This window comes from Hymenobacter sp. J193 (assembly GCF_024700075.1).
Taxonomy (GTDB): domain Bacteria; phylum Bacteroidota; class Bacteroidia; order Cytophagales; family Hymenobacteraceae; genus Hymenobacter.
The window spans coordinates 154,180-173,568 of record NZ_JAJONE010000004.1 but is presented as its reverse complement, the minus strand read 5'-3'; the positions used below and the strand labels follow the sequence as shown (position 1 = coordinate 173,568).

Below are 19,389 nucleotides of genomic sequence, written 5' to 3'. Positions count from 1 at the left end.
CGTCAACCATCATGAAACAACTCCTGATTTTGCTGCTGGGCCTGCTGCTAAGCGGCACGGCCTATGCCCACGGGGGCGAAGACCACGGCGACGGGCCCAAAGCGGGCACCGCGGCCGGCGCGACGTCGTTTTCGGTGGCCGCGCTTTCGGAACAGTTCGAGGCGCTGCTGCGCTACGAGCCTCTGGAAGGGGGAAAGCCCGCCGACCTGCGTTTGTTCCTTTCCGACTACGCCAGCAACGCCCCCATCAAAGGGGCTAAGCTCACCCTCACCACCCCGGAAGACGCCACCCTGAAGTGGGCGGTGACCGAGCAGGAGCCGGGCGTGTACCTCGTGGAAGGCCAGTTTCCCGCCAACAAGGCCTACAGCTTTGCCCTCAACGTCGTGGCCGGCGAGACGGCTGATTTGCTGCTACTTGAAGGCATCAAGGTAGGGGAGAAGCTGCCCGTAGCGGCCGCGGCCCCTGCTGCGGCCACGTCGCTGTTCTCGTCCTGGAAAACCATTCTGGCCCTGGTCGGCGCCTTTGCACTCGGCATCGGCCTGACGGCCCTGCTTATGCGGCGCCGCCGCCAAGCCCCGGAGCCTGTGCTGCAAACCTCGGAGCAGGCGTTGACCGCCAGCCGCCGCACCCCCTTCCCTTAATGCTCCCCCGATATGAAAACCAAGCATAAATTCCTGGCGGCCACGGCCGCCGCGGGACTGGTCCTGACGGTACTACTCCCTCCCCCGGGCCTGGTGCGGGCGCACGGCGGCGAGGACCACGGCGGCGAGGCTAAGGCCAGCACCGGCGTGGCCTCGACCGACGAGGTGCTGCTGCCCAAGGAAAGCCAGTTTCTATTCGAAGTGCGCACCAACCTGGCCGCATTCTCCACTACCTACAGCCGGGCCACGCTCTACGGCACGGTATCGGCCGCGGCCGGGGGCGAAGGCCGCGTAGTGGTGCCTCAGACGGGGCGCATCATAAGCCTCGCCGCGCAGGTGGGCAAGACCGTACGGGCCGGGCAGACGCTGGCCGTCATCGAGCAAACGCTCGACGCCACCCAGCAAATCGGGCTGAGCACCGAGCGGGCCAACGCCCAGGCCGAGCTGCGCGCCGCCCAGCAGGACTACGCCCGCCTGCAAAGCATCGCCGATATCGCCGCCCGCAAGGACGTGGTGGCCGCTGAGCTGCGCCTGCGCCAGGCGCGCCAGAACGCCGGCATCCAGAACGGGCAGGCCGGCCAGCGCCGCGTCAGCATCACTTCGCCGGTGAGCGGCACGGTGGACGTGTTTAATCTCGCCGTGGGCCAGCAGGTGAGCCAGGGCGACGAGCTGTTCCGCGTCATCAACCCCGGCAAGCTACGCGTGGAGGCCCAAGTGTTTGCCCAGGATTTGGCCAAGGTGACGCCCGGCGCCCGGTTTCGAGTCGAAGGGTTGCAAGGGCAGGCCGGTGTGCCCGCCCGGCTCGTGGTGTTCAGCAACGTGGTCAATCCCGTGAACCAGGCCCGCCAGCTGGTGCTGGAGCTTGACGCTCAGGAAGGCAGCGCCTACCGCGCCGGCCAGGCCGTGAACGTGCAGGTGGTAGGCCAGACCGGCGGCGGCACCCCGCAGCTGGTGGTGCCTACCTCGGCCATTACCGACCTCAATGGCAAGCCCGTGGTATTTGTGCACACCGAGCCCGAGCGCTTTAAGATTCGCTTTGTGCAGCCCGGGGCCGTGAACGGCCAGCAAACGGTGCTGGTGCAGGGCCAGGTCAACGAAAACGACCGGGTGGTGACCACTGGCACCTACCAGCTCAAATCCATTTACCTCAATCAATAAGTCCCGCTCCGCGGTGGCAGCTTCCTCCCTCCCCATGAAAAACCTCTTTGCTTTCGCGGCGCTGACCGCCACGCTTTCTCTCACTGCCGCGACAGCGCGGGCCCAGACGGCCCCGGCCGCCAGCTCCGCCGCCGACGAGACTGCGGTGAAAGCGGTGCTGACCAAGTACCAGCAGGCCGTGCAAAAGCTCGACACTACTGGCACGGCCCGCCTGTTCACGGCCAACTCCCAGGTGTTCGAGTCGGGTGGGGTGGAAGGCACCTACCGGCACTACGCCGAGCATCACCTGGCTCCCGAGCTCAAGGAATTCAGTGCCTTCACCTTCAGCGACTACAAAGCCACCGTGCAGGTCGACGGTCCCTACGCTTTTGCGACGGAAACCTACACCTACACCATCAACCTCAAAAAAGGCCCTCAGGACAAGGAAGCCAAGGCGCCCATCGTGCGCCGCGGGGTGGCCACTTCGGTGCTGCGCAAAAACGCCGCCGGGCAGTGGCAAATCATGAGCACCCACTCGTCGGCGCGCACCCCCCGCGTCAAAAAATAAGCTGTCCGGCGGGCCTGGGCTGCGGCCCGGGATGCTGCCGATTCCGGGAGGGGAGGGGCCACCCGGCCGCTCTCGCTTCTTCCTCTTTGCGCTAACCACCGATGCTAGACAAGATAATTCGCTTTGCCCTGCAAAACCGGCTGCTGATGCTGGCCTTTGCCGTGGGTCTCCTGATTGCCGGCTCCTACACGGCCCGGCAGCTGCCCGTGGACGTGCTGCCCGACCTGGACCGCCCCCGCGTGACCGTGTTTCTGGAAGCGCCCGGCATGGCGCCCGAAGAGCTGGAAGCCCTGGTGACGCTGCCCGTGGAAACGGCCCTGAACGGGGCCACCGGCGTGTCGGCCGTGCGCTCCAACTCGGCCATCGGCCTGGGCATGGTGTTCGTGGAGTTCGACTACGGCACCGACATCTTCACCGCCCGCCAGATTGTGAGCGAGAAGCTGCAAACCACCGGCGAGCAGCTGCCCGAAGGCATCACGCCGGTGCTGGGGCCCATCTCCTCGGTCATGGGCCAGATTATGCTGGTGGGGCTATCGGGCGGCAAGGAAACCAACGCGGCCGACCTGCGCACCCTGGCCAACTACACCGTGCGGCAGCGCCTGCTATCCATTCCGGGCGTGGCCCAGGTCATTCCCATCGGGGGCGACAACCTGCAGTACCAGGTGCTGCTCGACATGCCCCGGCTGAACGCCACCGGCCTGACCGTGAACCAGGTGGAAGAGGCCCTGCGCCAATCTAACCTGAACACCACGGGTAACTTCTTCGACCGCAACGGCTCGGAAGTACTGATTCGCAACCTGGGCCGGCTGCGCTCGGTCACCGACATCGAGAACATCATCGTCGGCTACCGCGAGCAGTCGCCCATACGTGTAGCGGACATTGCCAAGGTGGAGTTCGGGGCCCGCTTCAAGCGCGGCGACGGCAGCGTGAACGGAAAGCCCGCCGTGATTCTGAGCATCGAAAAGCAGCCCGGAGCGGCTACCGTGGGTTTGACTGAAGCCGTGGAAAAAGCGCTGGTGGAGCTCAAGCCCTCTTTACCCAATGACGTGCAGGTGAATACGCGCCTGTTCAAGCAGTCCGAGTTTATCGAGTCCTCGATTTCCAACGTGGAGGAAGCCCTGCGCGACGGCGCCATTCTGGTCGTCATCGTGCTGTTTGCCTTTCTGCTGAACGTGCGCACCACCTTTATTTCGCTGGTGGCCATTCCGTTGTCGTTGCTGGTTACGGCGCTGGTGTTCCGGGCGGCGGGCATCAGCATCAACACCATGACGCTCGGCGGCCTGGCCATTGCCATCGGCGAGCTGGTGGATGATGCCATCGTGGACGTGGAAAACGTGTACCGGCGCCTCCGCGAAAACAAGCAAAAAGCGTATCCCCAGCCCGTCTTAAAAGTCATCTATGCCGCTTCTTCCGAGGTGCGCAACTCCATCGTGTACGCCACCATCATCGTGGTGCTGGTGTTTTTGCCCCTGTTCGCGCTGGAAGGCATGGAAGGCCGCATTTTCGCGCCGCTGGGCATTGCCTACATCACCAGCATCGTGGCCTCGCTATTCGTGTCGCTCACCGTCACGCCGGTGCTCTGCTACTATTTGCTGCCCCAGATGAAGCAGATGGACCACCCCGAAACCGACGGTGGGCTGGTGCGCTGGCTCAAGAAAAAGGACACCCGCCTGCTGGGCTGGGGCCTGCAGCACCCCAAAGCCATCCTTGGGGTGACCGGGGCGCTGTTCGTGGCAGCCATGGCGCTAATTCCATTTTTCGGCACCGAGTTTTTACCGCCCTTCAACGAAGGCTCGCTCACGGTCAATTTCTCGGCCCCGGCCGGCACCTCGCTCACCGAATCCAACCGCCTGGGCAGCCTGGGCGAGCAGCAGATGCTCAAAATTCCGGAAGTGGCCTACACCGCGCGCCGGACGGGCCGGGCCGAACTAGATGAGCACGCCGAGTCGGTGAACAACTCGGAAATCGAGGTGGCCTTCAAGACCGAAGCCGAGCTGGAGAAGGAAGGCAAAACCATGCGCAGCCGCGACGAAATCCTGGCCGACATGCGCGAGAAGCTCAGTTTGATTACGGGCGTGAACGTGAACATCGGCCAGCCCATTTCACACCGCCTCGACCACCTGTTGTCGGGCGTGCGCGCCCAGGTGGCCATCAAAGTGTTTGGCAACGATTTGCTAGAGCTGCGCCGCTACGCCAACGAGGTGCGCACTGCCGCATCTACCGTACCGGGCGTGGTGGACCTGCAGGTGGAGAAGCAGGTTCAGATTCCTCAGCTGCTCATCCGGCCCAAGGACGATGCCCTGCGCGCCTACGGCATGGCCCGCGGCGAACTGGTGCGCGACCTCGAAACGCTGTTCCAAGGCGCCGTGGTCTCGCAGATGCTCGACGGGCAGAAGCGCTTCGACCTGGTGGTGAAGCTGCCCGAAGCCCAGCGCAACGACATCGCCGCCATCGGCCAGACCCGCATCGAAACGCCCACGGGCGCGATGATTCCGGTGAGCCAGGTAGCCGACATCGTGTACGAGCCGGGCCCCAACACCGTCAACCACGAAAACACCCAGCGCCGCATCACCATCTCCCTGAACGTGGCCGAGCGCGATTTGGGCTCCACGGTCAAGGAGATTCAAGCCAAAGTGAATGCGCAGGTGAAGCTGCCCCCCGGGTATTACCTCACCTACGGCGGGCAATTCGAGAGCCAGCAGTCGGCCTCGCAGAAAATACTCTGGCTGAGCTTGTTTTCGCTGGCCGGCATCTTCCTGGTCTTGTTCTCGCACTTCAAGTCCAGCTACATGGTGGGGCAGATTATGCTCAACATCCCGCTGGCGCTCATCGGCTCGGTGGTGGCCGTGCTGCTCACCGGCGGCACGTTCAGCATTGCCTCGCTAGTGGGCTTCATCACGCTCACCGGCATTGCCTCCCGCAACGGCATCATGATGATTTCGCACTACATCCACCTCGTGGAGCACGAAGGCGAGAAGTTCGGCATCCCCATGATTATTCGCGGCTCCCTGGAACGCTTGGTGCCGGTGCTGATGACGGCCCTGGTGGCGGCCCTGGCCCTGGTGCCGCTTACGCTGGCCAAGGACGCGCCGGGCAAGGAAATCCTGTATCCGGTGGCCACCGTCATTCTCGGGGGCCTGCTCTCGTCCACCTTCCTCGACATCATCGTGACGCCGGTGGTGTTCTGGCTGGTAGGGGAGAAGGCCTTGGCGCAGTACTTCGCCTCTCACCAGGAAACGGGTTTGGACGACCACCCGCAGGAGCTCAACGCGCAGCCGCTTACGCCGCCCTCGGATTTGAATCCGGTGCTGCCTACCCGCTAGGTTATGCCTAATCGCCACGATTCTGCTGCGCCCACCACTGTGCTTTACATCAAGCACATGGTGTGCGCGCGCGGTATCCGGGTGGTTCGGCAGGAGCTGGAAGGCCTGGGCTTGCAGGTGCTCGACGTGCGCCTGGGCGCGGCCACGGTGGCGGGCACGGCCGAGGAGCTGGACTGGCCCCGCCTGCGGGCCACGCTGGAAGCAGCGCGGTTTGCCCTGCTCGAAACCTTTCACCAGACCCTGGTGGAACGGGTCAGCGTGGCGGTGAACCGCCTGCTGCGCGAGCCGGGTGAAAGCCTGCGGCACCGGGCTTTTGGGGCGGCGGTAGCCCGGGAGCTGGACCTGACCTACGGGCAGCTCAGCGCGGCCTTTGCCCGCCTGGTGGGCGATAAGACGCTGGCGGCCTACATTATTAGTCAGCGCCTGGCCTATGCCCAGGAACTCCTGACTTCGTCTTCCCTGAGCGTGGGGCTCATTGCCCGGCGCCTGGGCTACGCCAGCCTGGCGCACTTCTCCGGCCAGTTCCGGCGCCTGGCCCGCTGCTCGCCTTCCGCGTATCGCCGGCTGCTGCGGGCCGAAATGGCTGCGGTTGTGGGGGGATGAGGCCCCAAATCATGCAAGGGATGGGAAGTAATATGCAAAACCGTGGGCCATGGGGGAGGTATACTTAGGCAGCAGCCCGGTCGGGTTGCCTTGTTTGTTCACTTATATACCTTTCCCATGCATACCCAAAACCAAAGCCTGCTCGACGCCCTCAATGCCTGCATCGCCGCCTGCGAGCATTGCGCCACGGCCTGCCTGCAGGAAGACAACGTGAAGATGATGGCCCGCTGCGTCCTGTTGGACCGCGACTGCGCCGACGTGTGTGCCCTCACCGCCCGCCTCGTGGCCCGCGGCTCGGAGCACGCCGCCCATCTGCTGAAGGAGTGTGCTGAAATCTGTAAGGCCTGCGCCGACGAGTGCGAGAAGCACGGCGCCCACTCCCAGCACTGCAAGGAGTGCGCCGAGGCTTGCCGCCGCTGCGAGCAGGCTTGCCGCCAGGGCATCGCCGCTTAATTGTTATTGATACCGTGTGAAGCCAGCCCGTCGCGTACGGGCTGGCTTTTTTCTTGGGTTCCGGCGTGGAAATCATGCTGGTTCGCGGCCTAATTCTGTACGCCGGGCATGGGCGGCGCTCCTACTTTTGCGGGGTCGTTTACCCGTCATAAATACCCCGCTGATGACCCTGGCTCCCGCCCTGCGCAAATTCCTGCTCACCGCCCACATCACGTTCTCGGTGGGCTGGCTCGGAGCCGTGGCCGTGTTCCTGGCCCTGGCCATCACCGGCCTGACCAGCTCCGATGCCTTACTGGTGCGCACGGCCTACCTGGCCATGGGCCTGAGCGGCTGGTTTGTTATCGTGCCCTCCAGCCTGGCCGCGCTGGCCACCGGCGTGGTGCAGGCGCTGGGTACGCCCTGGGGCTTGTTCAAGCACTACTGGGTGCTGGTGAAACTGGTGCTCACAGTGGGCGCCACGCTCTTGCTGCTGCTGCACATGCAGCCCGTTACCTACCTGGCCGAGGTAGCCGCCAAGTCCGACCTATCCACGACTGACCTGCGCGGGCTACGCCTGCAGCTGCTGGCTGATGCCGCCGCCGCGCTGGTGGTCTTGCTGGCGGCCACCGCCATTTCGGTCTACAAACCCTGGGGACGCATCGGTAAGTGGCGGCAGCAACAGCAGGCCCACGCCCAAGCCGTGGCCGCGGGTCACGCCGCTGCTTTGCCGAAGCCCTGGGGCCGCTATCTGCTCATCGCCGGGCTGGTGCTGCTGCTGCTCTTTGTCGTTGGCAAACACCTGCTAAGCGGGGGCATGAGTCATCATTAAAGCAAGTCCTGCGCCGTGATAGGCGGGCCAGTAGCGGCACAGCTGATACAAATCATGCAAGCCTCAAGCTTAATTCTGTACCCCTTCCCGGGCACGTGCCGCTACTTTTGGGTGTTTTAAACCCGAACCCGCCCACCAAGGGCGCCATGCATTTACTACCATGAAAACGCTTCAATTCAACACCAACATCAACTGCGGCGGCTGCATCAAAGCCGTAACGCCCACCCTCAACGGCGAGAAGGCCATTGCCACTTGGCAGGTCGACACGGCCAATCCCAACAAGGTCCTGACCGTGACCGGCGACGTGACCGAGGAGCAGGTGCTGGCCCTGGTGGAAGATGCCGGCTTCAAGGCTACCAAGGCCTAATTTCTCTTTTGAGTGCTACCCACGACGTACGGACCGTGGATTCTTAAACTACCCCGCGGCCGTACCGGCGGGCCCATCTTAATCACTAGAACCGATGAAACACAAGATGATGATGTTCAGCGCTGCGGCGTTGCTCTCCGCTGGTGCGCTGTTTGGCTTCACCAGCCCCACGTCCGCCGCGGCTGATTGCCCGCTGAAGGGCACCCCCGATTGCCCATTGGTGCAAAACTGCGCCCAGGCCGGCACTCCGGCCTGCACGGCAGGAGCCCCCAGCTGCTGCGCCGCTAAGTAAGCTACCCGATGCTGCTTAAAACGCCTGACCCTGTGGCCGGGCGTTTTTCGTTTTGGCACTCCCTAAAGCGGCCGGCAGCTGGGCACGGTGTACCTACGCAGCTACCGTGGTGCTTGAAATTATGCAACTGGGTGGACCCTTGCGTGTAAACATTGTCTCGGCCCGCCTACGTATGGTACATCACAGAGAACTGCAACGACCATCCGGCGAGGGGCCAGAGGTCCGCGCGGCCTCTTCATCGTCCATCGGGCAATGCCCCGGCGCTGCTATTAGCGGTGAGCCGGGGTTTTTCCGTGCACCAGCCTTAGCTAATTCGGCTCTATGTTTTCAGATTTTCCCAATCTGCACCCCCTGGTGGTGCACTTACCCATCGTCCTGATTATGCTGGCCGCGGCGTTGCAGGCCCTGCTGGTGTTCAAGGACTGGCCCCAGGTGCGCTGGATTGCCCTGGCGGTAATGGCCGGGGGCTTCGCCGGGGCGGTGGCGGCCAGCACGGTGTTTCATGCCCTGCCCCTGGGCTTGTCACCCCGGGCGGCGGCGGTATTTGCGGCCCACGAACAGTTTGCCAGCTACACCACCTGGCTCTCGGGCATCACGCTGCTACTAGCCAGCATCGGGTTTTACTTTAAGGTACAGCGCCGAGCCTACGAGGTGGTGGTGCTGGTAGCGGCGGTGGCGGCGGCCGGCGCGCTTTCCGTGGCCGGGCACCGGGGCGCGCAGCTGGTGTACGTGGAGGGCGTGGGCCCCCAGGGCAACCTGCTCGACAAAAGCCACGGCCACGGTGGGGATGAAGAAATGCCTGATATGGACATGCCTACTTCGGGGGCGGACGCCCACAACGAGGAGACCGGCACGACGTCGGACAACCCCCAGCCCGGAATGGAGGACATGAACATGGACCCCAAGGCCGCTCAGCCAGGCCAGCGCGGTCAACCCATGGAACAGATGGACGGCATGACCATGCCCAATCAACCGCGGGGCGGCCAATCGCAGCCGGCACGAACACGTAGCGCCGCACGACCGGGGGCCATGGCGGATATGCCGGGGATGAACATGCCCGGCATGAGCACACCGCGCTCTTCTGCCCAAGGGCCCAGCCGTAAAGGGCAGCCCACTCAAATGGATATGGGCAACATGCCGGGCATGGATATGGGGCCCGCCCGCCCGAAGAATACGCCCCGGAATCAGCCTGCCATGGGCAACATGGGCCCGATGAAGGGCATGGAAAACATGCCCGGCATGCAGCCCGCCAGCGGCCAAAAGCCTGCCACGACTCGTCAAACAACGAGCGACATGTCAGGAATGCCAGGCATGAAAAAGGGCGAATCTATGCCCGGCATGGGCGATATGAAGGGCATGGACATGAAGGGCAAGGATGGCAAGGCCATGGACATGAAGGGCGCCGGAACAATGCCTGGCATGGCCATGCCCAGCCCGATGGACAAGTACCGCTTCGAGGACAACAACCCGGCGCGCACCCAACCCAAAAGCAATAACTAAGTGACGATGCGAGTACTCTTTCTGCTAGCTGCGCTGCTGGCCACCTTGCCCGCCTGGGCCCAAAATATGCCGGGCATGCGCATGGCCAAGGGCACCGAGCCCCACCTGACCCAGTCCGCGCCCCCGGCCGCCGAGCTGCAGGGCAAAGTCGTGACGCCCCGCACCAGCTACGTGGGCAAACGGGTGGAATACGACCTGTACGTCGACGAGCGCCTGGTCAACTTCACCGGCCGCACCCGCCGGGCCATCGGCATCAACGGCCAGATTCCGGCCCCCACGCTCACCTTCAACGAGGGCGACACGGCCGTGATTCGGGTGCACAACCAGATGCACATGGAAACCTCCATCCACTGGCACGGCATCCTGCTGCCCAACGCGCAGGACGGCGTGCCCTACCTCAACACAGCCCCCGTGGAGCCGGGCGGCACGCACACGTTTACGTTCCCCCTGATACAGAGCGGCACCTACTGGTACCACTCCCACACCATGCTGCAGGAGCAGGACGGCGTGTACGGCTCCATCGTTATCCACCCCAAGCGGATTCCCTACGAGATGAAGGAGTACGTGCTGGTGCTCTCCGACTGGACCGACCACAAATCCAAGGAAGTGCTGCGCTACCTCAAGCGCACCGGCGAGTGGTTTGCCGTGCAGAAAGGCGCCACCCAGAGCTACGGCGAGGCCCTGGCCGCCGGCTACTTCAAAGACAAGCTCAAGCAGGAGTGCCGCATGCCGGCCATGGACCTGACCGACATCTACTACAACAAGTTTTTGACCAACGGGCAGGAAAAAGGCTATTTCAAGGACGCCAAGCCCGGGGAGGTGGTGCGCCTGCGCGTCATCAACGGCAGCGCCTCCTCGTACTTTTTCCTGCAGTACGCCGGCGGCCCCATGCAGGTGATTGCCGCCGACGGCATCAACGTGGAGCCCTTCCCGGTCACCAAGCTCGAAATTGCCACGGCCGAAACCTACGACCTGCTGGTGACCGTGCCCGCCATGGGCGCGGCCGAGTTTCGGGCCACGGCCAACGACATCACGGGCTACACCTCTACCTACATCGGGGCGGGCGAGCCGATGAAAGCGCCGGACCTGCCCCGCATCAACTACTTCCAGATGATGCGCGAAATGAACAGCATGGAGGGCATGAGCGGCATGAATATGGGCGGCGCCGGCATGACCAAGCAGCAGGGCAGTGGGGAAATGAAAGGCATGGACATGTCAGGCCAGAAGCCAGCTAGTGGCTCGCCGATGCCGGGGATGGACATGCAGCACGGGGCGCCGCCCGCCACCACGGCGCCCTCGCCGCAGAACCGACCCGAAAATGCCCAGGAAAAAGCCGGCAAGAGCATGGGCAGCATGCAGGACACGGGCAGCATGGCGGGCATGGACATGGGCGGCATGGCCGGAATGAGTGGCATGGGGGCAGCGCCGGCGACTTCAACTACAATCAGCTGCGGGCCCTTAACCCCACCACGCTGGACTCGACCAAGCAGTGGCGGGAAATCAACCTGACCCTGACCGGCAACATGCTGCGCTACGTGTGGTCGTTCGACAACAAGACCCTGTCCGAGGCCGACAAAATTCCCATCCGCAAGGGCGAGAACGTGCGCATGACGTTCACCAACACCACCATGATGCGCCACCCCCTGCACCTGCACGGGCACTTTTTCCGGCTCGTCAACGCCCAGGGCGCCTACTCGCCGATGAAGCACACCTTCGACATTCAGTCCATGGGCAAGGTCACCATCGAGTTCGACGCCAACGAGGAGCAGGACTGGTTTTTCCACTGCCACATCCTCTACCACATGATGGCCGGCATGGCCCGCATCGTGAGCTACGAAGGCACCCCGCAGAACCAGTACGCCCGCACCGACTACAAGGAGCTGAAAAAGGAAGACAACCGGCCCTACCTCTGGGCCGACCTGATGGCGCACTCGCAGGGCGCTTTTCTAGAGACCACCCTTTCCAATAACCGCAACGCGCTGGAATTCGAGGGCCGGGCGAACTACCAGGGCAACTTCGAGACCGAAACCCACCTGCTGCGCTACCTCGACAACCGGCAGTTTCTCGCCGCCTTCGTCGGCTTCGATTACCGCAACAACCGCACGCTGCTGGCGGAAGGGGAGCGGAACACCAAAAACAACCGGCGCGTCTTCGACGTGGGCCTGTACTACCTGCTGCCGCTGCTGGTGCGCTCGGAGCTGCGCCTGGACAGCAACGGCAAGGTGCGCCTGCAGCTGGAGCGCACCGACCTGCCCCTGAGCAACAACTTCTTTGCCGATTTGCTGGTGAACACGGACCGGGAGTACAACGTCGCCTTCCGCTACATGGTCAGCAAGTACGTGTCGCTGAGCACCAACTACGACAGCGACTACAAGTGGGGAGCTGGCCTGACCCTCCACTATTAACGGGCAGCCGGCTCCCTACTTGCAGGTCTGCACCAGCGCCGTCACGCTCAGCGTTGCCGTGGCGTCGGTGGTGTAGTTGTCGTTGTTCACGCACACGTAGAGCCGGCGGATGCCGGGCGGCAGGCTGATGGGCCGGGTTTCCTGGGGGTGTTGGACGCCACGCGCAGGCAGCTCTTCACGTCCTTGATGTAGCCTTTGGTGTCCAGAAACTGCTGCGCTGAGGCTTCGTCGGGCGTGATGTACCAGTGGCATTTGGTGCTCACGGTGGGCGGCGCATTGTTGCCCTGCTTTGTGAGGGCCGTAGCCGCCGTAGTCAGCAGGGCGGGCGCGGACATGCCGCCCGTACCGACTACGCCGGCCAGGGCCAGAGCCGTGGACCACGACACCGGGGGCTGGCCTTCGTCGCGCACATCCAGCTTGTAGACGATGCCCACCGTGCCTTCGGGAATGTCCACGGTGAAGACTTTGCGGCTGATGTGCATGCAGTTGCTGCAGTGAATCGAGGCGGTGCTCAGCGGCAGCGCCTCCTGCATGAGAGACTTGCACTTGATTTCCCGGCCATCGTCGCGCCAGCTGCGAAAGTCGGCTTGCTGCACGCCGTTGACGTAGGTGCCCTTGAAGCTCACCTGGCCGTTTTCGTGCCAGCCGCAACACAGTCCCGTGGGCTTGTCGGGGGCTTCGCTGGCCATCTTGCCTTCCCACTGCTTTTTCCAGGACGGATAAAAGTAGTCCCGCACCGTGCCCATGGTTTTGCCGGCGGCATCGTGGCGGGCAACGCGGGCGTAGCTGACTTCCTCCAGTGTTTCGGTGCGCTCCCAGTCGCGGTCAAAGTAGACGGTATCGGCCGGGGGCAGGGTAACCGCGGCGGGCTTGGGCCGCTGGGCGAGCGTAGGAATGCTGACAATCAGAAGTAGAAATTGAAGAATGTAAAGTTTTGCCATATAGACTTTGCTAGTAGAATAAGCGGAAGGGCGGTCGGTAAAAGTACTAACTAGATGCTTTTACACTAATCAATGCCGCCCAATAAAATGGTCAGTAGCTGGCCACGTATTTTGGTAGGCTAATTCCACCCCCTATTACCCTTTACTTGCGCTCATGCTACACGCTACTACCCCTCCAGACAAGGATGATGCTTTCGTTACCAAGCTACTTGATAAGTTGAAGGTTGAGTTTGAACCCGAGTTGGTACTTATCCGGCCGGAACCTTATGCTAAGCATCTAAACTGCTTTCCCAATGTTGAGGAAAAGGTGAAGCGGGATGGCGGGCGAATTCATTACGGTTGGGCTATCCACAAAACAACTATCCTATGCGAAGCAGAAAGGCATGCGGTCTGGGAAGATGAGCAGGAAGAGTTCGTAGACATCACCCCAACGGAAGGGCAGGCCGAACACACGCTTTTCGTTTCGGACAATGAAGGGTTTGTGTACACCGGCCAAGACACAGACAACGTGCGAATCAATATCACTGGTAACCCTGTAGTGGACGATTTTATCCGAGTATGCGAAACGCTTTCCAAGATACACGCTTACGGTACCCGGGGAGATGATATGCACATGCGGCTACCCGACGCTGCCCTAGAGCTTCACCACTATTACGATGCGTTGAAAAACGCCTTGCAGGGATTCATTTACATGGGCGGTATGCCTAAGAAGCGATGCCTTTGCCAGGGACCCGACCGTTACAAAAATTGTCACGGCAAAAGCATCGGCCCGCGCATCAAAGCAGACCTGCGAAAACTGAAAACCAATTTGGGTGAGGCAGACCGACCGGCTTAGACACTAAATAAGGTATGATAAGTCTTAGTTATCATACCTAGAAGGCCGTTGATGACAGCGACCTTTCTTTTCAGGAATAGGTATCGATTAGTAAGTCTTATCACTACCTATCTGCTATCTTGCCGGCATATCCCAAACCAGGTGACGATACCTTATATATAGGCTGCATGGAAAACTCCGCCGCACTGACCGTGAATCCCGTGGGCCACGGGCTGGCGCACCACACGGGCGCGGCCGCCCGCTATGTCGAGGCCGGGCTGACCGGCGCACCCAATACGGCCCGTGCGTATGCCGCGCACCTGAAGCGCTTCAGCGCCTGGTGCACCGAGCACGGCTTCTCGGCGCTGCCGGCGCCCGTTGATGCGCTGGTTGGTTTTTGTACCCATCTGGCCGAAGCCGGCAAAAAGGTCGGCACCTTGGAGCAGCACTGCGCGGCCATCAGCAAGGCGCATGCGGTTCGTGGTGTGGACTCGCCAACGGACGACAAGCAGTTCAAGATTTTCATGGATGGAGTGCGCCGGTTACATGGCGTTCGGCAAAAGCAGGCGCCGGCATTTTCACTTGTGCAACTCAAGCAGCTCGTGCGCAGCCTGGACGTGGAAACGGTGACCGGTCTGCGGGACCGGGCCATTCTGTTACTCGGTTTCACGGGGGCGTTTCGCCGCTCCGAGCTGACCGCCCTCAACCTGCAGGACTTACGCTTTACTGAGGAGTGCTTGGTCGTGTCACTAGGCAAGAGCAAAACCAATCAACTGGGTGACTATGAGGAGAAGGCAATTTTCTACTCCCCTGAGCCGGCGGTGTGCCCCATCCGTTCCCTCAAGGCATGGCTGGAGCAACTGGAACGCAGCGATGGGCCGGTGTTTGTCATGCTTCGCAAGGGCAACCGAATTACTGCTAATCGGCTCTCAGACCAGACCATTAACACCCTAGTGCAGCGTTACTTGGGACCCGGCTACACAGCCCATTCGTTGCGGGCTTCCTTTGTCACGGTGGCGAAGCTCAACGGAGCGGACGATAGCAAAATTATGAACCAAACCAAGCACAAAACCAGTGCGATGATTCGGCGCTATACGCGACTAGACAATGTACAGCAGCATAATGCCGCCAAAGAGTTAGGCCTGTAAGGTTGCTTCTGTTCCTTATACTGCACCATGATAAAGGCTCACAACTCAAAGCTGGTTGCTTCTCTGAACCGAAGTATTCAAAGAATTGCTGATGACCAATTTGATGAGTACGACATTAAAATGCTGCTCATCGATGTGCGAGAATTCCTGCGCGAGGAATCATTTTTGAGGGAGGTAGCAGACTTTGTTGCGCACCCCCAAAGAGAGCGTGGCATCTGCCATAAAGCCATTAATGCGAAATACGCCAAAATGAAGATGGCTTCGGAAGGGGTGAAGAAACTGGCCGAATCGAATGTTATTACCCGCGAGCCCAGAATGCCAGACAGCTACTATACTGACCAGATACTCGGATACATCAGCCTGCCGAAAATTTCAAAAGCTGATTTCCACCTTTTCGTCTTGGATAGTTTAGATGACTTGACAGATGATATTTTAATCAAATATTACAATCTAAATAAAAGAGATATTCATCAGCTTTTGAAAAGGTCCTTCACTAAGGAGGCCGGATTCTATCACCTTAATCCAACTCTGAAGCCTCACGAGATTCATCTGGTTGATGACATATTGAAGTTTATCCGCGGAACGGTCCTTGGAATTGGAGCAATTAGTTACGCTGGGTTACAACATGAGTTCGACAAGGCTCTGAATAGGGTATCCAAAGACTTGGGCCTGTCCGGATTTCAGAGCAAACCGTTCCGGAAAAAGTTTGAAGCAGTTTTTGTGTGCATCTTGGCCCTGATGCACGACGCTAAGTTCAAGCTTTACGATGGTGAGGAGGCGAGTGCATATTTGTCCTTACACGGCAATAAGTCGACGCCCAAAGAGCTTGGTTATTCATCTTTTTCGCTGGCTCTGATGGCGCAGGCCCCCGGGTTCTCTTTCCCAATAATCACATCGGACATCGAGTATACTAAATTTATTGCCGAGGCCGGAATACTCCCTGAAGCCTATCACCTATCCCCAATCCCTTGGGTACATACTAGAAGGAAAGACAAGCAGCTGTACCTAGAGCAAGCCGCTGAGGCCTAATGCTGTCTATTGAACTTGCGATTGTAACTTATCGCGGTTCCGCTTTGTAAGCAATGACGTAGTGATAAGCTTCAAAGCTCCATTTGCAACCCCTCTACACACCTAGATGCTTCCTCTTATTCTTGAATACGCCGAACAGCCGTTGTTGAGCGATGATGATTTCGCAGCATCATTGTCTTACTCTGAAACCCTGAATCTTACTGTTCTGAAGGGAACCAGCGAACCGGCAATTACCCTAAGTCGCTTGGCAACGGAAACCTTCACCAAGACGATGCACGAAGATTCGGATACTGACCGTAACCCTCAGCTTGACAATTGCCGTCGCTATTTGGACACTGCTACCGAAACACGCACGCACAATGAGGTATCCGATAGCGACCCGGGTTACCACGCCCTGCTTGCTCGGCTAGCAACCATGACGCTGACCCTGACCCACGAAAGCTCCGATACTGATTGATGATACTCATCATTACTCATAAGGAAGACTTTACCGCTGACTTTGTCATCAACCAACTGAATGCGGCCTCTATACCTTACTTCCGGCTGAACTGTGAGGATTTGGCTGAATACCCGTACTCGATAGGCTTCTCGGGAGGTTTTCAGCTAAGTCTCGGAAACATCGAGCGATTTACCGCGGTCTGGTTTCGGCGGGTCAAAAAGCCCATTGTGACACTGGAGGACGCGCACGTAGCGGATTACATTGCCAGTGAGTTGTTGGCACTACTAAACAACTTCTATCACCTGATTGACTGCAAATGGGTTAGCCAACCGGAGCACATCTACAAAGCGGAAAATAAGCTTGTCAACCTTAGGAAGGCCGTGGAGTTGGGTTTCATTATTCCGGAAACGCTTGCTACGAATCAACGGCAGTCCATAGTTGATTTTTATCATAAGCATGACGGGGATATTATCATAAAGCCCATTTTCAATAATAAAATCCTATTCGATAGCTACAAGCAGGTTGTATTTACGAATAAAGTCAGACCTGAACATATTGCCCAGTTAGACCGGTACTTTCTTACACCCAGTATCTTCCAGCGTAACATCCCCAAAGCCTACGAAATACGTGTAACCGTAGTAGGCCAGCACGTTTTTGCTGCCTCAGTTGATTCACAGGCATACGCAACCACACAGCACGACTGGCGCAAGGAAAAGCTTGCCTTTCAGCCATATGTATTGCCAGAATCCATGGCAGACCGCTGCCGCTCATTGGTTAGCGCACTAAACCTCAACTTTGGAGCAATAGACCTAATAAAAGCGACCGATGGCCAATATTATTTTCTGGAAATCAACCCCAACGGTCAATGGGCTTGGATGGAAATGGAATGTGGCCTGCCCATTTCAAGTGCGCTGATTCGTGAATTGACTACGTGAATCTTTCGCTTTTCAACTTAGTAGAAAAGTTGGTTTTTATCCCCCTTGCCTATGCTCAAGCGCTTGTTTTACTACTATGGCTTCTTTCTACCCCATAAGCCAGTCCTCTCCCCCCACCAACACCCCAACGTTAACGGCAAATTTGTTGCCTACCTCAACTACCTTGGACCAGCACCTAGAGTTCATAAAGGACACGTTTGAGAAGGAGGACGAGCGTAAGGAAACGCTAGAGAGCAAAGCCGGTCAGTTGCTGGGACAGGCAGGCCTGATTTTATCCTTGGTAGGCATTATCACACCACTCATCGCCGATAGCCTTAGCCAGCTACCCAGACCACTGCTGTACCTAATAACGGCGCTTTTCGTGGCTACCATAATACTCTTTACTAATTCAATATATCACGCTTCGATGCTGAATAAAGTATTGCAATGGCAATACATGCAGCCGAGTCCCGACAATATATTTAAGGAGTATAATGATGAGACCATACCTGCTAATGTCGACTCAGGCAATCAATACAAGAGTGAGTTGATTGTCGACTACTACAATTCTGTTAAGCGCAATTCGAGCAATAATAATCAGAAAGCTAACTTCTTAAATTATGCGGCGCACTCCTTCTCAACCGCTCTTCTTCTTACGTCCACGCTAATTTTGTTTGTATGTATAGGGCTGTTTTTGAAAAAGGAAGAGCCCAGCAAAGTGCAGTTAGTGGATGGTTCTGTACTTAACCTCAGGCAACAGGCTCGTACCCATTCCTCTAATGCTGTAGCAGATAGTATGGTGAAATATGAGTACCCCCTAAGAGCACAAAAAGACTCTTTAAGCCAAGGTAAGAAGCAACCGTAGGTGAAGAGTTCAGGGTCTATTTATTAAATTCTTCACCTACCTTATATAAATAAGCAAGAGCGCTCCCTGGTGAAGTCAACTCAGCATTATACAATTCCGCACGGGCGGTTTGAGCAGAAAAGATGCTTTTAGCAATCGCTGAGAATTTAAGCCTCGCTGCATTCTCAAGTAACTCTGCGGTTCCAACAACTAGTGTTTGTAGCGTTCCTGTTCTGAATTTAATCTTATGGATTTCCAAGCTTCTTCGATATTGAAACAGTAAAGCTTCTAGCTCGTCACTTATTTCAGTAGCAGGCCTATTTGAGCTAATAGCCTTATTCATCCAATCTTTCAGAACTGCCAACCTTCCTTTGTTATTGGGGTCGCTTTTGAATTGAAATATCTTTTCCCATGATGTCTGTTCATCAGGAATTGGAATCTCTCTCAACACCAGCTTAATAACATCAGCCTGTGTTGCCTTACTTCCTTTGGGCAACCTTAACTGCCTTACGAGGGGTACAGCAGTAAAATCATTATCCTCATAATTTAACTTAAGGCAAGCCAAGCGAGCTTTTGCTTCTTCTATTGTGTCATAATCCTTGGTTCTATCTAATATATCATATTTCTTCTTACCTAGCCTTCTATCGATACTGTTGATTAACTCACCTTCACTGATGAATTCTGCCGCCACTGGGTCATTAGCCTTAAAAGAAAACGTCTCCTTCGTTTTGATTGCCTCTATTAAGTAACCAGACTCCAACAGAGATTCCAGTTCATTCGCTATATGCCCGAGCACAGGGTAGCGGAATGAATTACTTCTTAGTGACATCACTTGGCTATCCACTGCGAAAAAGCCAACTAAGTCACATAGCAAGAGTGACTGTTTCAGCAGTTGCAGCTGAGTATATGAAGATACAGGGTATGGTATGATACCAGCTATTCGTGTCATTGACTTAGTTGAAACTGATTATCCTATGCACTAGGCCAATCAACTGATTTGAATGGACAAAGCCTATTATGTACCGGATGCATACACTTAACGCATATAGGGATGGCCTTGGTTATAGCTTTAGTCCTAAAGTTGTGTGTGAAAGATAATCTACTCTTGTGCTAGCATCGACTAGGAGGGATGAGTATTTGAAACTTGGAAACGCGCATTTTTG

The 19,389-nt window shown here is 58.2% G+C and carries 20 protein-coding genes; 18 read left to right on the top strand and 2 right to left on the bottom strand.

Features of this window, described 5'->3' with window-relative positions; all coding sequences use genetic code 11:
* Positions 1–11: 11 nt before the first annotated feature.
* From LRS06_RS23350 to LRS06_RS23295, 12 genes are all read left to right on the top strand, one after another.
* Positions 12–641 (top strand): hypothetical protein, encoded by a 630-nt coding sequence (locus tag LRS06_RS23350; protein ID WP_257873665.1) that lies wholly within the window; start codon positions 12–14, stop codon positions 639–641.
* 12 nt (positions 642–653) lie between these two features.
* Positions 654–1,799 carry an efflux RND transporter periplasmic adaptor subunit gene (locus LRS06_RS23345; protein ID WP_257873664.1) on the top strand — a complete coding sequence of 382 codons (1,146 nt, stop codon included), beginning with the start codon at positions 654–656 and terminating at the stop codon, positions 1,797–1,799.
* A gap of 34 nt (positions 1,800–1,833) precedes the next feature.
* Positions 1,834–2,346 carry a nuclear transport factor 2 family protein gene (locus tag LRS06_RS23340; RefSeq protein ID WP_257873663.1) on the top strand — a complete coding sequence of 171 codons (513 nt, stop codon included), beginning with the start codon at positions 1,834–1,836 and terminating at the stop codon, positions 2,344–2,346.
* Between the two features lie 101 nt (positions 2,347–2,447).
* Positions 2,448–5,669 carry an efflux RND transporter permease subunit gene (locus tag LRS06_RS23335; protein ID WP_257873709.1) on the top strand — a complete coding sequence of 1,074 codons (3,222 nt, stop codon included), beginning with the start codon at positions 2,448–2,450 and terminating at the stop codon, positions 5,667–5,669.
* Positions 5,670–5,672: 3 nt separating this feature from the next.
* Positions 5,673–6,272 carry a helix-turn-helix transcriptional regulator gene (locus LRS06_RS23330; protein WP_257873708.1) on the top strand — a complete coding sequence of 200 codons (600 nt, stop codon included), beginning with the start codon at positions 5,673–5,675 and terminating at the stop codon, positions 6,270–6,272.
* Between the two features lie 117 nt (positions 6,273–6,389).
* Positions 6,390–6,725: a four-helix bundle copper-binding protein gene (locus LRS06_RS23325; RefSeq protein WP_257873661.1), complete on the top strand. Its 336-nt coding sequence runs from the start codon at positions 6,390–6,392 to the stop codon at positions 6,723–6,725.
* A gap of 163 nt (positions 6,726–6,888) precedes the next feature.
* On the top strand, positions 6,889–7,533 hold the full coding sequence (locus LRS06_RS23320; RefSeq protein ID WP_257873660.1) for a hypothetical protein: 645 nt from the start codon (positions 6,889–6,891) through the stop codon (positions 7,531–7,533).
* 160 nt (positions 7,534–7,693) lie between these two features.
* Entirely contained in the window at positions 7,694–7,900 is a 207-nt protein-coding gene (locus LRS06_RS23315; protein WP_257873707.1) for a heavy-metal-associated domain-containing protein, read from the top strand.
* A gap of 94 nt (positions 7,901–7,994) precedes the next feature.
* Positions 7,995–8,192 carry a hypothetical protein gene (locus tag LRS06_RS23310; protein WP_257873659.1) on the top strand — a complete coding sequence of 66 codons (198 nt, stop codon included), beginning with the start codon at positions 7,995–7,997 and terminating at the stop codon, positions 8,190–8,192.
* A 321-nt stretch (positions 8,193–8,513) separates the two neighbouring features.
* Positions 8,514–9,692, top strand: a complete 1,179-nt coding sequence (locus LRS06_RS23305) for a DUF2231 domain-containing protein (RefSeq protein ID WP_257873658.1) — start codon at positions 8,514–8,516, stop codon at positions 9,690–9,692.
* A gap of 6 nt (positions 9,693–9,698) precedes the next feature.
* Positions 9,699–11,201: a multicopper oxidase domain-containing protein gene (locus LRS06_RS23300; protein WP_257873706.1), complete on the top strand. Its 1,503-nt coding sequence runs from the start codon at positions 9,699–9,701 to the stop codon at positions 11,199–11,201.
* A 14-nt stretch (positions 11,202–11,215) separates the two neighbouring features.
* Positions 11,216–12,097 (top strand): multicopper oxidase domain-containing protein, encoded by an 882-nt coding sequence (locus tag LRS06_RS23295; protein ID WP_257873705.1) that lies wholly within the window; start codon positions 11,216–11,218, stop codon positions 12,095–12,097.
* An 86-nt stretch (positions 12,098–12,183) separates the two neighbouring features.
* Here the strand turns inward: LRS06_RS23295 and LRS06_RS23290 are convergent, their stop codons facing one another.
* Positions 12,184–13,038, bottom strand: coding sequence for a toxin-antitoxin system YwqK family antitoxin (locus tag LRS06_RS23290; RefSeq protein ID WP_257873704.1), 855 nt, complete (start codon positions 13,036–13,038; stop codon positions 12,184–12,186).
* A gap of 154 nt (positions 13,039–13,192) precedes the next feature.
* Between LRS06_RS23290 and LRS06_RS23285 the strand changes: the two genes are divergently transcribed.
* The 6 genes from LRS06_RS23285 (at position 13,193) to LRS06_RS23260 (ending at position 18,247) form a co-directional block, all read left to right on the top strand.
* Positions 13,193–13,873, top strand: coding sequence for a hypothetical protein (locus tag LRS06_RS23285; RefSeq protein WP_257873655.1), 681 nt, complete (start codon positions 13,193–13,195; stop codon positions 13,871–13,873).
* A 167-nt stretch (positions 13,874–14,040) separates the two neighbouring features.
* Complete coding sequence (locus tag LRS06_RS23280) at positions 14,041–15,000, top strand: site-specific integrase (RefSeq protein WP_257873654.1); 960 nt, start codon at positions 14,041–14,043, stop codon at positions 14,998–15,000.
* A gap of 27 nt (positions 15,001–15,027) precedes the next feature.
* Positions 15,028–16,029 carry a hypothetical protein gene (locus LRS06_RS23275; protein ID WP_257873653.1) on the top strand — a complete coding sequence of 334 codons (1,002 nt, stop codon included), beginning with the start codon at positions 15,028–15,030 and terminating at the stop codon, positions 16,027–16,029.
* Positions 16,030–16,135: 106 nt separating this feature from the next.
* Entirely contained in the window at positions 16,136–16,486 is a 351-nt protein-coding gene (locus tag LRS06_RS23270) for a hypothetical protein (protein WP_257873652.1), read from the top strand.
* A complete protein-coding gene (locus LRS06_RS23265) occupies positions 16,486–17,403 on the top strand; it encodes a hypothetical protein (RefSeq protein ID WP_257873651.1) in 918 nt (305 codons plus the stop codon). Before LRS06_RS23270 ends, LRS06_RS23265 begins: the two co-directional genes overlap by 1 nt.
* Positions 17,404–17,479: 76 nt before the next feature.
* On the top strand, positions 17,480–18,247 hold the full coding sequence (locus LRS06_RS23260; RefSeq protein WP_257873703.1) for a hypothetical protein: 768 nt from the start codon (positions 17,480–17,482) through the stop codon (positions 18,245–18,247).
* Positions 18,248–18,263: 16 nt separating this feature from the next.
* On the opposite strand, the gene LRS06_RS23255 is transcribed toward LRS06_RS23260, so the two are convergent.
* Positions 18,264–19,175 (bottom strand): hypothetical protein, encoded by a 912-nt coding sequence (locus tag LRS06_RS23255; RefSeq protein WP_257873649.1) that lies wholly within the window; start codon positions 19,173–19,175, stop codon positions 18,264–18,266.
* Between the last annotated feature and the right edge of the window lie 214 nt (positions 19,176–19,389).

Coding starts and splice junctions, on each gene's coding strand:
- LRS06_RS23315 (WP_257873707.1), top strand. CDS start 7,694: ATGAAAACGCTTCAATTCAACACCAACATCAACTGCGGCGGCTGCATC.
- LRS06_RS23295 (WP_257873705.1), top strand. CDS start 11,216: ATGCTGCGCTACGTGTGGTCGTTCGACAACAAGACCCTGTCCGAGGCC.
- LRS06_RS23345 (WP_257873664.1), top strand. CDS start 654: ATGAAAACCAAGCATAAATTCCTGGCGGCCACGGCCGCCGCGGGACTG.
- LRS06_RS23325 (WP_257873661.1), top strand. CDS start 6,390: ATGCATACCCAAAACCAAAGCCTGCTCGACGCCCTCAATGCCTGCATC.
- LRS06_RS23330 (WP_257873708.1), top strand. CDS start 5,673: ATGCCTAATCGCCACGATTCTGCTGCGCCCACCACTGTGCTTTACATC.
- LRS06_RS23255 (WP_257873649.1), bottom strand. CDS start 19,175: ATGACACGAATAGCTGGTATCATACCATACCCTGTATCTTCATATACT.
- LRS06_RS23280 (WP_257873654.1), top strand. CDS start 14,041: ATGGAAAACTCCGCCGCACTGACCGTGAATCCCGTGGGCCACGGGCTG.
- LRS06_RS23300 (WP_257873706.1), top strand. CDS start 9,699: ATGCGAGTACTCTTTCTGCTAGCTGCGCTGCTGGCCACCTTGCCCGCC.
- LRS06_RS23350 (WP_257873665.1), top strand. CDS start 12: ATGAAACAACTCCTGATTTTGCTGCTGGGCCTGCTGCTAAGCGGCACG.
- LRS06_RS23290 (WP_257873704.1), bottom strand. CDS start 13,038: ATGGCAAAACTTTACATTCTTCAATTTCTACTTCTGATTGTCAGCATT.
- LRS06_RS23340 (WP_257873663.1), top strand. CDS start 1,834: ATGAAAAACCTCTTTGCTTTCGCGGCGCTGACCGCCACGCTTTCTCTC.
- LRS06_RS23270 (WP_257873652.1), top strand. CDS start 16,136: ATGCTTCCTCTTATTCTTGAATACGCCGAACAGCCGTTGTTGAGCGAT.
- LRS06_RS23265 (WP_257873651.1), top strand. CDS start 16,486: ATGATACTCATCATTACTCATAAGGAAGACTTTACCGCTGACTTTGTC.
- LRS06_RS23310 (WP_257873659.1), top strand. CDS start 7,995: ATGAAACACAAGATGATGATGTTCAGCGCTGCGGCGTTGCTCTCCGCT.
- LRS06_RS23305 (WP_257873658.1), top strand. CDS start 8,514: ATGTTTTCAGATTTTCCCAATCTGCACCCCCTGGTGGTGCACTTACCC.
- LRS06_RS23320 (WP_257873660.1), top strand. CDS start 6,889: ATGACCCTGGCTCCCGCCCTGCGCAAATTCCTGCTCACCGCCCACATC.
- LRS06_RS23260 (WP_257873703.1), top strand. CDS start 17,480: ATGGCTTCTTTCTACCCCATAAGCCAGTCCTCTCCCCCCACCAACACC.
- LRS06_RS23275 (WP_257873653.1), top strand. CDS start 15,028: ATGATAAAGGCTCACAACTCAAAGCTGGTTGCTTCTCTGAACCGAAGT.
- LRS06_RS23335 (WP_257873709.1), top strand. CDS start 2,448: ATGCTAGACAAGATAATTCGCTTTGCCCTGCAAAACCGGCTGCTGATG.
- LRS06_RS23285 (WP_257873655.1), top strand. CDS start 13,193: ATGCTACACGCTACTACCCCTCCAGACAAGGATGATGCTTTCGTTACC.